The 11,157-nt window shown below is 48.2% G+C and carries 13 protein-coding genes and 1 pseudogene; 9 read left to right on the top strand and 5 right to left on the bottom strand.

The genetic code is table 11. From position 1 onward, the window contains the following. From VFW36_RS02775 to VFW36_RS02760, 4 genes are all read right to left on the bottom strand, one after another. The coding region (locus VFW36_RS02775; RefSeq protein WP_329657296.1) for a methyltransferase domain-containing protein at positions 1–425 on the bottom strand (425 nt) is incomplete at its 3' end. Then, complete coding sequence (locus VFW36_RS02770) at positions 422–1,219, bottom strand: metal ABC transporter permease (RefSeq protein WP_329657295.1); 798 nt, start codon at positions 1,217–1,219, stop codon at positions 422–424. The genes VFW36_RS02775 and VFW36_RS02770, both read right to left, overlap by 4 nt. Before the next feature lie 9 nt (positions 1,220–1,228). Further along, positions 1,229–1,990 (bottom strand): metal ABC transporter ATP-binding protein, encoded by a 762-nt coding sequence (locus tag VFW36_RS02765; protein ID WP_329657294.1) that lies wholly within the window; start codon positions 1,988–1,990, stop codon positions 1,229–1,231. Then, positions 1,981–2,958 (bottom strand): metal ABC transporter solute-binding protein, Zn/Mn family, encoded by a 978-nt coding sequence (locus VFW36_RS02760; RefSeq protein WP_329657293.1) that lies wholly within the window; start codon positions 2,956–2,958, stop codon positions 1,981–1,983. The genes VFW36_RS02765 and VFW36_RS02760 overlap by 10 nt, the downstream gene beginning before the upstream one ends. Positions 2,959–3,043: 85 nt before the next feature. Here VFW36_RS02760 and VFW36_RS02755 point away from each other — a divergent pair, with 85 nt between their 5' ends. The 5 genes from VFW36_RS02755 to VFW36_RS02735 all read left to right on the top strand — a co-directional run bounded on the left by VFW36_RS02755 (position 3,044) and on the right by VFW36_RS02735 (position 5,457). Further along, complete coding sequence (locus tag VFW36_RS02755) at positions 3,044–3,409, top strand: Fur family transcriptional regulator (RefSeq protein ID WP_329657292.1); 366 nt, start codon at positions 3,044–3,046, stop codon at positions 3,407–3,409. A 228-nt stretch (positions 3,410–3,637) separates the two neighbouring features. Beyond that, on the top strand, positions 3,638–3,955 hold the full coding sequence (gene secG, locus VFW36_RS02750; RefSeq protein ID WP_329657291.1) for a preprotein translocase subunit SecG: 318 nt from the start codon (positions 3,638–3,640) through the stop codon (positions 3,953–3,955). A 16-nt stretch (positions 3,956–3,971) separates the two neighbouring features. Next, entirely contained in the window at positions 3,972–4,529 is a 558-nt protein-coding gene (gene frr, locus VFW36_RS02745) for a ribosome recycling factor (RefSeq protein WP_329657290.1), read from the top strand. A 2-nt stretch (positions 4,530–4,531) separates the two neighbouring features. Next, a complete protein-coding gene (gene pyrE, locus VFW36_RS02740) occupies positions 4,532–5,140 on the top strand; it encodes an orotate phosphoribosyltransferase (RefSeq protein WP_329657289.1) in 609 nt (202 codons plus the stop codon). Beyond that, on the top strand, positions 5,140–5,457 hold the full coding sequence (locus tag VFW36_RS02735) for a hypothetical protein (protein WP_329657288.1): 318 nt from the start codon (positions 5,140–5,142) through the stop codon (positions 5,455–5,457). Before pyrE ends, VFW36_RS02735 begins: the two co-directional genes overlap by 1 nt. Here the strand turns inward: VFW36_RS02735 and VFW36_RS02730 are convergent. Then, entirely contained in the window at positions 5,452–7,062 is a 1,611-nt protein-coding gene (locus VFW36_RS02730; RefSeq protein ID WP_329657287.1) for a cation:proton antiporter, read from the bottom strand. The genes VFW36_RS02735 and VFW36_RS02730 overlap by 6 nt on opposite strands. Before the next feature lie 141 nt (positions 7,063–7,203). Between VFW36_RS02730 and VFW36_RS02725 the strand changes: the two genes are divergently transcribed. From VFW36_RS02725 to VFW36_RS02710, 4 genes and pseudogenes are all read left to right on the top strand, one after another. After that, positions 7,204–8,832, top strand: a complete 1,629-nt coding sequence (locus tag VFW36_RS02725; RefSeq protein ID WP_329657286.1) for a CTP synthase — start codon at positions 7,204–7,206, stop codon at positions 8,830–8,832. Continuing rightward, on the top strand, positions 8,816–10,411 hold the full coding sequence (recJ, locus tag VFW36_RS02720; protein WP_329657285.1) for a single-stranded-DNA-specific exonuclease RecJ: 1,596 nt from the start codon (positions 8,816–8,818) through the stop codon (positions 10,409–10,411). Before VFW36_RS02725 ends, recJ begins: the two co-directional genes overlap by 17 nt. Next, a complete protein-coding gene (locus tag VFW36_RS02715) occupies positions 10,363–10,866 on the top strand; it encodes a hypothetical protein (protein WP_329657284.1) in 504 nt (167 codons plus the stop codon). The genes recJ and VFW36_RS02715 overlap by 49 nt, the downstream gene beginning before the upstream one ends. A gap of 7 nt (positions 10,867–10,873) precedes the next feature. Next, positions 10,874–11,157: pseudogene (locus tag VFW36_RS02710) on the top strand (hypothetical protein); the annotation flags it as partial.

Raw genomic sequence — 11,157 nt, 5'->3', positions numbered from 1 at the left:
GTTTTAAACGTCCCTGCGGTGAAGATCGCGAGTGACATCGGAGTATTGAGGGAAGCGAGAGACTCCATAACACGATCCAAATCCTCCGCCCACTGTAACGCGGAAGCGGAGTAAATTCGATCATATTGCTCATTACCCAGTCTCTCAAACAATGCGGAGTCGTTGAAATCTCCCAAAATTAACTCAACAGTGGACGCCTTAGGATGATGAGAGAGCATAGAATCGGAGAAATCGACCCCGATAAAACGCTCAACCTCCCAATCGATCAACGAAAAGAGGGTTCCGTTTCCGCATCCCAAATCCAAAATACGGCGTGGATGCGTTTCGGTGGAGGTGATTAGTTTATCGGCGACGAGACGCTGGATGACATTACGACTCCCGTACTCCGCCGCGTAGCGGGAAAATTCATGGCACGCACTGCTCATCGGCGGTTAATGACCAATGCGATAATAAAGATAACAAGTAGGCACAAGACAATCGCCGCACCGCTGGGGAGTGAAAAGAGATACGATGCACTCAGCCCGATCACAACCGAAATCAAAGCAATCGCCATAGAGAGGAGGGTTGTCGGATAAAAACCCATCCCGAACCGGATCGCGGCGACGGGAGGGATCACCATCAATGCTCCGATCAAAAGGGTTCCGACTACCCGAATGGATAGGGCGATGATAACAGCGATGACACTCACGAGCATGAAGTTAAGGAGAGTGACGCGAATCCCCCCCGCACGGGCGACATCTTCATCGAACGCGATAAAATAAAGTTCTTTGAAAAAGGCGATCAAGAGTGCCATTGCCAGTGAGCCGAAAATTCCCATCACCCACAAATCCTCCGTACTGACCGAGAGGATAGAGCCAAAAAGATAGCTAAAGAGCGAGGCGTTAAACGATCCCGCCAGCGAGACGATCACGATCGCAAGGGCGAGAGAGCCTGAGAGGAAAATAGCGAGCACCGAATCGGAATACATCCCGTGAACACTGCGCAAATACTCGATCAGCCATGAGGCGACCAGTGATGCCAAAACCGCCATCCACAACGGACTCATTCCGAACAATAATCCGACAGCAACACCGACGAGTGAGACATGGGCTAACGTCTCGCTGAGAAGGGAGTAGCGGCGAAGGACAATGAACGAACCGCTGAGCGATGCAAGGACGGCAATCATCAACCCTGCGACAAAGGCGCGCTGCATAAAAGGGTAACTTAGCATTTCCATCATAATTGAGTCCTAATGGTTATGACACACGACATGCGCCGGTGTGCCGTAAAGTCGGCTCATCTCGTCACATCGAATCACTTCGGCTGGATTTTGGGAAACCAATACACTTTGATTGACAAACAAAACGCGGGTAATATCTTCGGCAATCACCCCGACATCGTGAGTGATAAAGAGGATGGAGAGTTTTTTGGTGCGATTGAGGGTGCGAAGAAGCTCATAAAAACGGTGCTGTGATTCGACATCGACCCCCGTGTTGGGTTCATCGACGATCAACACATCGGGGTTAGAGGCGAGGGCGCGTGCGATCATCACCCGCTGACGCTGACCGCCGGAGAGGTTTCCGATAAGACGATCCGATAAATCCGATACCCCCATCAGCTCCATCGCTTCCGCAATCGCGGCTTTGTCTTCGGCGGATTCAAATCCGAAAATCCCCCGTTTGGCGTAGCGTCCCATCCCTACCACTTCGCGCACAGTAGCGGGAAATGAGCCGTCCACAAGGGCGGAGCGTTGAGGGACATAGCCGATACGGTTCCAATCGCGAAACCGCTTTTGATCCGTTCCAAAGAGTTTGATTGCGCCTGAGGTCGGTTTTTCAAGCCCCAGCAAAAGGCGCACAAGAGTTGTTTTTCCTCCGCCGTTGGGACCGATAATCGCGCAATACTCTCCCGGCAAAATACGAAATGAGGAGTCCTTGAGAACCAAATTCCCCTGCCGCTCAAAGTTGAGGTTGTTCACTTCAAAAAGGCTGGGGGAAAACTTCAACGGCACTCCATCGCTTCTCGTAATTTTTTCAGGTTCTCTCGCATAAGTGAGAGATAGGTTTGATGTGATTTTAACTCATCTTGGCTAATATTTTCCAGCGGTTGGAGAGGTACTGCCTTGGCACCCGTCTCGCGGGCAATCGTTTGGGAGACGTTATCGTTGATCAACTCTTCAAAAAAGATCGTTTTCATCCCGTGTTCTTTAACGACTTCGACGATATGAGAAACCGTTTGTGCACTTGGCTGCTCATCCGAGGAGAGACCAATGACCGAAATATTTTCAAGCTTATTGGCATGAGCAAGATACCCGAATGCGTCGTGATTTGAGATCAAAGTGCGGTTTTTACACTCGCCCAATCCCTTGGTATACTCGGATTTTAGTTTTTGTAGCTCTCCGATATAAGTTGCCGCATTGCCGTGGAATGTCTCCGCTTTACTCGGGAGAAGTTTCGAAAATTCGGCATCCATCTTTTGGGTCATTTTGATCATGTTATCAATATCAAGCCAGTAATGAGAATCATAGGCTCCCTGATGGTTGTGCCCCTCATGCTCCGCCGGTACTTCATCTCCATGTCCATCTTCATGATGCTCTTCTTTGCTTTTTTGCAGTGCAACATACTGACTCATATCGATAACTTTAGTCGCTGAAGTCAACGTCGTTTTTACCCCCTCAGCCCATGTCTCGAATCCGGCACCGTTGTAGATGAACAAAGCCGATTTAGAGAGGTTTGCAACTTGCGTCGGGTTTGGGGAAAACATATGAGCATCGCTCCCCAATGGAACAATAGTGGAGACATTAATCGCATCACCTGATACGGCATTTGCCACTTCTAACAGTGAAAAAGTACTGACCGATACAACAGGCTTTGTCTCTTCTGTATTCTGTATCGGTTGAAGTTTTGGCGAAAAGAACGTCATCCCTATGACGATAGCGGCGATTACACCGCCAAAAACGATCAGTCGTTTGGTATCCATTATTCAGGTTCCTCATATAAAATTCGGATACCATTCTAATGCAACCAAGTTGCATTAGACCTTAAATTTAAGAAGTATTATCAAAATGACATTGAATGAAAAAATTGCCCTAAACGGATTTCGCCTCACGGCTCCTAGAAAAAAAATCCTCTCGATTTTCGAACAGCAAAAACAGCCGATCAGTTTTGACGAATACAGCGCCCTCGATCCGCTGATCGACAAAAGTACTTTTTATCGTACTATGCAAAGCTTTGAAGCCGCTCATATCATCAACGGGATCGAATCCTCTGAGGGAAAACGCTATTACGAACTCACCGAAACGATCCATCCCCATTTCATTTGCCAAAACTGTCATACGATTACTTGTTTAACCCCTCAGCCGATCATTTCACCGAAAGGTTTTAGCGTCGATTCGATCATCTATAAGGGGCGCTGCCCTCAATGCTCTTAACAGGGGTTTAATAATCGCTTAACTGAAGAAAATAAGATAATACGCGATAAATGATACGACGATAGCAACAGCGTACGCCAATTTCTTTTTGTGAGGACATTTGTTACACATAACTGCTTTCCTTTGTAAAACGGTATTTTAATCCTAATCGGTTTAAAAATAAGCTTCATTCACCTCTTATGAACACTATGCTATAATCGCGAACTTTTTTACATATCAAGGATTAATATGACAGGCATACTGCTCATCGTACAGATCGGTTTGGTCGTTATGATCACCATCGCTGTACTTCTACAAAAAAGCTCAAGCATCGGTTTGGGCGCGTACAGCGGCTCGAATGAATCGGTTTTCGGGGCTAAAGGTCCGGGAAGCTTTTTGGCGAAAGTGACTTTTTTCCTCGGATTTATTTTTATCGTAAATACCGTTGCATTGGGTTACTTTTATGCTCAACAAAAAAACCAGTCGGTTGTTGATGCAATGATCGAAAAAAATGACGTTGCGGCTCCGACGATCAATATCGTAAACGATACCAACAAAACCAAGTAAGTCGAAAGGGGAACTCATGCTAAACGAAGTGTACCAATTTTGTGAAGAAAAGATGCAAGGAAGCTGTGATCACATGATCCACAATTTCCGCACACTCCGCACCGGACGTGTTACTACTAAAATCTTGGATAACGTCCGCGTCGAAAACTACGGCTCCATGGTACCGCTTGACCAAGCGGCCAGCGTATTGGCGACCGATGCGACAACGATCACGATCTCCCCATGGGACAAATCGATGCTGAACGTCATCGAAAAAGCGATCCAAAAAGCCGACATCGGGGTCAATCCGAACAACAACGGAACCGACATCAAACTCTTCTTCCCTCCTATGACGGTAGACCAACGTCAAGAGACGGCGAAAAAAGCCAAAGGGATGGCGGAAGATGCCAAAGTCGGTGTTCGTAATGACCGCAAAAAAGCAAACGATAAAATCAAAGTGCTCGAAAAAGACAAACTGATCACTGCCGATGAATCCAAAGGGGCTCAAGATAAAGTCCAAAAGATCACCGACAAATACATCGCAAAAATCGAAGATCTGCTCAAAACAAAAGAGCAAGATATTCTTACGGTATAACCATGAACGTAAAAGCTATCTATATGAATGCCAATGCCATGCTTGAAGGGCATTTCAAACTCAGTTCAGGGAACCATTCGCAATACTATCTCCAATCGGCGAAAGTACTTGAAGACCCTAAAACGGCAAAACTCCTTGCCGATGCGCTAGCGTTAAAAATCCAAGAAAACGGAATCGAAATCGATACCGTATGTGCTCCGGCACTGGGTGGGTTGATCGCAGGTTTTGCCCTCGCAACCGCACTCGACAAACGCTCCATTTTCGCAGAACGTGTTAACGGTGAGATGCAAATCCGCCGCGGTTTTGAAATCACTCCGGGTGAAAAAGTCCTCATTTGCGAAGACATCATCACCACCGGCGGCTCAGCGATGGAAGCCGCACGTGCGATTGAAGCCCTCGGCGGCGTTGTCGTCGGTTTTGCGGCGCTCGCTAACCGAGGTTTCTGTAAACGTGAAGGAAGTGCGTTGGAGCGTAAATCCAACTGTGCATTGCCGAGCGACAAGCCTCTCTTCGCACTAGAGGATTTCAATTTCGAGATGTACGCACCGGAAAACTGTCCTCTTTGCAAAGACGGTTCTGAAGCGATCAAACCGGGTTCACGAGGAAATTGATGTCCGCCAATCCCGATAATTTCAAAGTCGATATGTCGCATCTGCAAAAGGTGCAACGTACGATCCGCAAAGCGGGAAATATCTTCCCCAATGAAAAAGAACTGGTTGATACGTTAGAGGATTTGATCATCAAAGCTCAAGACGATACGTCCCTCAATACCTATTACTCTATGGCGCAGTATCTCAAACAACGCGTTCGCGAGCTTAAAGCCAATCTGCCAAAACCGATCGAAGAGATCGATCTAGCACTCGAAGATTTGGACTGGTCGATCCGCTATTTGCAGTGGCTCGTTAGCGAACAACCCAAAGAGTCATAACTCACAATATAGCGCTTCGCTGACCAAGCGGGCGGCTACCTCTTTTTTCCCGTCAATCGTTATCGAGATGGGAAGTCCTCGCAAAGCCCGTTTCTCTTCCAAACTCACCACTTTGACTACCAATTTTACATCGGGAGCATATCGAAGTATACTCTCACAAATTAGCCGTTTTTTATCCAGATTATCGAGAGTGATAATGACGCTTACCGAATCTTTGGTGCAAAGTTTGTCTAAAATAGCCATTTTAGACATATCGCCGAAATAGACCTCCTGATGGTCCCGCAACGCCTCTTGAACATGTTTATAGCTGTTATCGGCAACAACATAATCCACCCCCTCGGCACGAAGCGCTTTAGCGACAAATTTTCCGACAACCCCGTATCCACAGACAATCACATGGTTTTTACGCCCCGGCAACATCGCAAAGGTTTCGGTTACACTCACGTCTTTGAAAAAGTAGCCGCTGATAGCAGATAGATGAGTAAGAATAAACGGGGTTATAATAATCGAAAGAACCACAACCAAAACCAACATTTGAGCAAGCTCGACCGGAATGAGATTATGATTTTCCGCCAGCGCAAAAATAGCAAACGAAAATTCCCCCACCTGAGAGAGTGCTACTGCCGTTTTAAATGCGATTTTACGCTGTGAGTGGATTCGAACGATACTAAAAATAACAACCGCTTTAAGTGCCAAAATAGCGACCAAAAGTACCAATATCTCCGCGAAATGGGTGCCAAAGAGGGCTAAATCGATTTTCATCCCAACAGTAACAAAGAATGTACCCAGCAACAAATCTTTGAACGGGGCGATATCGGATTCGACTTTATGGTGATAGCGGGTCTCGGCAATAATCATCCCCGCGACAAACGCCCCCAATGAGTAGGTAAATCCCGCATACGAAGCGAGAAGCGAGGAGGCGACGACGATCACTAAAACCGATCCCATGAAAAGCTCATCCACTTCACTGCTGGAGGAGAAATGAAGAAGCCACGTCATCACCCGCTTACCGACAATAAAGAGCAATCCGACAATCACAACCGCACTCAGAGTAGTATGAAGAAGGACATCGGCAATATCTTTTCCGTTTGAACTCAAAAACCCGATCAAAATCAAAATCGGAATCACGGCGATGTCTTGAAAAATCAAGATTCCCGTTGCTTTTTGACCGTAAGGGCGGGCAATCTCTTTGGTCGATTTGAGATAGGTCAGAACCACTGCGGTAGAGGAGAGAGACAGCGCCATCGAAACGATCAACGCCGTTGAAAGGGAAATCCCGAGCACTCCATAGGCAATCGCAAAGAAGATAACGGCGGAGATAACAACCTGAAATACTCCGTTAAAAAAAACATCTTTTTTCATCGTCGAGAGACGTTGCAAGGAGACTTCGAGCCCGATCGTAAACATCAAAAAGACGACGCCGAACTCAGCAATCATCCCTAGCGTATGGGAATCGGCCATGTGGCGAAGATCAAATCCGTATGCTACCGTTACACCGGTGAGAATATACCCGATGATAGGTGAGATACCGAACCGTTTTAAAACAAGATTAACGACAATCGACAATCCTAATGCGATCGTGACATAATAAAGGGCAGATTCCATAAAATTTTCCAATTTTCAAACATTTTTATAAGTCTGTAAAGTATATAATACGTTCCTTAAGAAGAGTGACAAAACATCTCTATTTTGGGTCAAACTACCCATTCAACCCCATTTTGGATTCAGATTGATAAGGATTAATGTATGACCAAGTATATTTTTGTGACCGGCGGCGTACTCAGCTCACTCGGCAAAGGGATTACGGCTGCGAGTATCGGCGCACTACTCAAACACTCCGGCAAACAAGTCGGAATGCTCAAAATCGACCCCTACATCAACGTCGATCCGGGAACCATGAGCCCGTTGGAACACGGTGAAGTCTTCGTCACCAAAGACGGTGCAGAGACCGACCTCGACATCGGAAACTACGAGCGGTTCCTCGACGCATCATTCTTGCGCACCAGCAACTTTACAACGGGTCAAGTCTACAGCAGCGTTATCGAGCGCGAGCGCAGCGGCGGATATTTGGGACAAACGATCCAAGTCGTCCCGCACATTGTCGGCGAAATCGTCGATCGTATCAAAAAAGCGGGTGAGGGGCACGAGATCCTCGTGGTCGAGCTCGGCGGTACTGTCGGAGACATCGAAGGGTTGCCGTACATGGAAGCGATCCGAATGATGAAACACGATGACGAGGTCGAGGGGACGTTTTTTATCCACGTAACCCTTATCCCGTTTATCAAAGCGGCGGGGGAGCACAAAAGCAAACCGACGCAACACTCGGTTCAAGAGCTTCGCCGTATCGGTATCACGCCACAGATGATCATCGCCCGCAGTGAAGAGCGTCTCCCGAAAACATTTAAAAAGAAACTTGCCCTCTCATGTGACGTGAGCTCGGACAGCATCATCGAAGCGATGGACGAACAAACCATTTATGCGGTACCTTTGAGCTTTTTACAGCAAAATATCCTCGCACCGATCAGCAAAGAGCTGGGACTTGGTGAACTCAAACCCGATATGGAGCAATGGGACTCGTTGGTCAAAAAAATCGTCTCCCCGAAACACCATGTCACTATCGGTTTTGTCGGTAAATATTTGGAGCTCAAAGAGTCGTATAAATCACTTATCGAAGCGCTCATCCACTCAGGTGCTCATCTCGATACCCGCGTTGCGATCCACTGGGTAGATTCTGAGAAGATCGAAACACAAGGGGCCGAAGCGCTCCTACGCGACTGCGATTCGGTTCTCGTTGCCGGCGGTTTCGGTAATCGCGGCGTCGAGGGTAAAATCGAAGCGATCCGTTATGCTCGCGAAAACAACATACCGTATTTGGGAATTTGTTTGGGAATGCAGCTCTCCATCGTCGAGTATGCCCGCAATGTCCTCGGATATGAGGATGCCAACTCGATCGAGTTTAACCCGACGACAACCCATCCGATGATCTATCTGATCGATAACTTCATCGACCAATCCGGTGAAACGCAACTCCGCACCCACCACTCTCCTATGGGGGGAACGCTCCGTTTGGGTGAATATCCGTGTGAAACCAAAGAGGGTTCAAACCTCCGCGCCGCCTATAACAACGAAGCGTTGATCTATGAGCGTCACCGTCACCGATACGAAGCCAATCCGACCTACCGCGCGGCACTCGAAGCTGCCGGCATGATCGTGACGGGTGAATCGCACGGTCTGATCGAAGCGGTTGAGATTCCAGCTCATCCGTGGTTTTTAGGGGTACAGTTCCACCCTGAGTTTACGTCACGCCTCCAAAGCCCGAACGCCTCAATACTCGGTTTTGTCAAAGCAACGTTCAACCATGCCAACCCTGCCTGAGGTTCCCCTACTCGACCACTCAACACTCGAGAGTTTTTTAGCGCGCCGATTTGAGGCGCAAAGTGAAAAACTCTCCGACATCCCCCACCCAAATCTTCTCAAAGATGCCCAAAAAGGATCTGAACGGTTAGCCCGTGCTATCCGTAACCATGAGCGTATCGCCCTCGTCGGAGATTATGATGTCGACGGAGTCACCTCCACCGCCATCGTCAAACGGTTTTTCGACCTCATCCCCTACCCGCTTATCACAACGATTCCGAACCGCTTCAGCGACGGGTACGGCGTCTCTAAAAACGTACTGGAGCGGATTGATGCGGATGTTATCTTTACGGTCGATAACGGGATCAATGCCATCGAAGCCGCAGAGGTGTGCAAGGGCAGAGGGATCGATCTGATCATCACCGATCACCACACTCCCGGAGACACGCTCCCTGATGCCTATGCCATCATCAACCCCAAACAGAGTGATTGCCCTTATCCGTTCAAAGAGATATGCGGTGCACAAGTAGGGTGGCTCTTGATGGGACTGCTCAAACAGGAGCTAAACCTCACGATCGATATGCGCCAATTCTTCCCGTTTTTGTCACTCGCGGTCATCGCCGATGTGATGCCTCTGGTGGGGATCAATCGCGCCATTGTCAAAACAGGACTGGAGATGATGAGCCGCTCGACCCTATCTCCGTTTGTGATGATCCGCGATTTTCTAAACCGCTCCGCTATCTCGGCAGAGGACATCGCTTTTCAAATCGCCCCTCGCATCAACTCGGCCGGACGCCTCGAAGACGCTTCTATCGCACTGGAGTTCCTCTTGGCCGATACGACTGAAAAAGCGTATCACCAATTTGAACTCCTAACCGCTCTAAATACTCTGCGCAAAGAGACCGAAGCGCAAAATACCGCCGAAGCGATGCTACAGGTCAATCCTAACGATTCGATCATCGTCGTTGCGGGTGAGCACTGGAACGAGGGGGTCGTGGGGATTGTCGCTTCACGGCTTGTGAGCCATTTTCAAAAACCCGCCATCGTCCTGAGCCTCCACAACGGCATTGCGAAAGGCTCCGGTCGAAGTATCGGTAACGTCGATCTCTACACCCTCATCAAATCCCAAGAGTCTCTTCTGCAAAAGTTCGGCGGGCATAAAATGGCGGCGGGACTCTCAATGAAGAGTGAAACTATCAACACCTTTCGCAACGGGATCAACGAGGCGGCAAAGGGGGTGGACGCTGCGGATTTCATCCCCCATAACGATATTGTCGGAGAGCTGGAGCATGAGATGATCAATTTTCAGCTCTTAGAGCTGTTGGAGCGGTTTGAGCCCTACGGCGAGGGAAATCCCCGCCCGAGGTTCCTAATCCGCGATGCCGACGTTGTAGCAGTCAAACTCTTCGGGAGTGAGCAATCGCACAGCCGCATTGAACTGCGCCCCTCACGTGTAAGCCAAAAGACACTCGAACTCATCGCGTTTCGGCGAACCCTCGAATGCCCAGAGAGCAAAAAAATGTCGTGCAGTTATACGGTCAACAAAAACGAATGGAACGGTCGGGTCTCACTCCAGCTGATGGTGGAGCGGGTATTTTGATCACTCGTACCCTTTTTGTAGCATTTTTAGTGATCGGGTGCAGTTCTCAAAACTCGACCCTACCCTATCCTCTCACCATCAGCGAAGAGGGGTTAGGTGCTATCTATCCCGATACCCCGTTCGATCAGATCAATACCGCCTTGAGCGGTTTCGAATTTGAAAAACTGAGCCAAATCTCCTCCAATCAAAGCAACACGATCCTCCAGATGAAACGAGGCAATAACCTCATCGCCCAAATCGTCTCCGATCCCTCAGGCAAAAAGATCTCCGAGATTTATATCCTCTCTCCGCTCATCAAAAATAAACACGCTATCGGGATAGGCGACCCGCTCCCGCAAGATGGCTCCTTAAAATGTGAGCACGATCTCTGCCAAAGTAGTGATGAGCCCTCATTGCACTACCGAATCGATCTGAAAGAACGAACTATTCGTGAAATAACCTTTTCACGGCTATAATACGACTATGGATACATTTTTTATTGAATTTCGCGATCCGCTCTTCGGTATCGTTGTCTTTTTCATCCTCCTCTTTGTCCTCTCTTTTTTGAGCTATTGGTGGGGACGATACAAAAGCGCACGCGAGCACCGCAATCTCGAATCGTTTTTGGGAAAATTCGAATCGATCGGTGAGGGGGACAAACTTGCCGAACAGGTGCAAACCAACTCCCTGACCTCCGAATCATGGCTGCTATTGGCACAAAGTTTTGAGCATCAGGGAAATTATGAGAAGAGCGTCGAAATTTATCA

The organism is Sulfuricurvum sp. (assembly GCF_036279695.1).
GTDB lineage: Bacteria > Campylobacterota > Campylobacteria > Campylobacterales > Sulfurimonadaceae > Sulfuricurvum.
This window is presented reverse-complemented; position numbering and strand designations above follow the sequence as displayed.

Excerpts from the sequence above, each read along its gene's own strand:
- VFW36_RS02770 (WP_329657295.1), bottom strand. The coding sequence starts at position 1,219 with ATGATGGAAATGCTAAGTTACCCTTTTATGCAGCGCGCCTTTGTCGCA.
- VFW36_RS02760 (WP_329657293.1), bottom strand. The coding sequence starts at position 2,958 with ATGGATACCAAACGACTGATCGTTTTTGGCGGTGTAATCGCCGCTATC.
- VFW36_RS02755 (WP_329657292.1), top strand. The coding sequence starts at position 3,044 with ATGACATTGAATGAAAAAATTGCCCTAAACGGATTTCGCCTCACGGCT.
- secG (WP_329657291.1), top strand. The coding sequence starts at position 3,638 with ATGACAGGCATACTGCTCATCGTACAGATCGGTTTGGTCGTTATGATC.
- frr (WP_329657290.1), top strand. The coding sequence starts at position 3,972 with ATGCTAAACGAAGTGTACCAATTTTGTGAAGAAAAGATGCAAGGAAGC.
- pyrE (WP_329657289.1), top strand. The coding sequence starts at position 4,532 with ATGAACGTAAAAGCTATCTATATGAATGCCAATGCCATGCTTGAAGGG.
- VFW36_RS02735 (WP_329657288.1), top strand. The coding sequence starts at position 5,140 with ATGTCCGCCAATCCCGATAATTTCAAAGTCGATATGTCGCATCTGCAA.
- VFW36_RS02730 (WP_329657287.1), bottom strand. The coding sequence starts at position 7,062 with ATGGAATCTGCCCTTTATTATGTCACGATCGCATTAGGATTGTCGATT.
- VFW36_RS02725 (WP_329657286.1), top strand. The coding sequence starts at position 7,204 with ATGACCAAGTATATTTTTGTGACCGGCGGCGTACTCAGCTCACTCGGC.
- recJ (WP_329657285.1), top strand. The coding sequence starts at position 8,816 with ATGCCAACCCTGCCTGAGGTTCCCCTACTCGACCACTCAACACTCGAG.
- VFW36_RS02715 (WP_329657284.1), top strand. The coding sequence starts at position 10,363 with ATGGAACGGTCGGGTCTCACTCCAGCTGATGGTGGAGCGGGTATTTTG.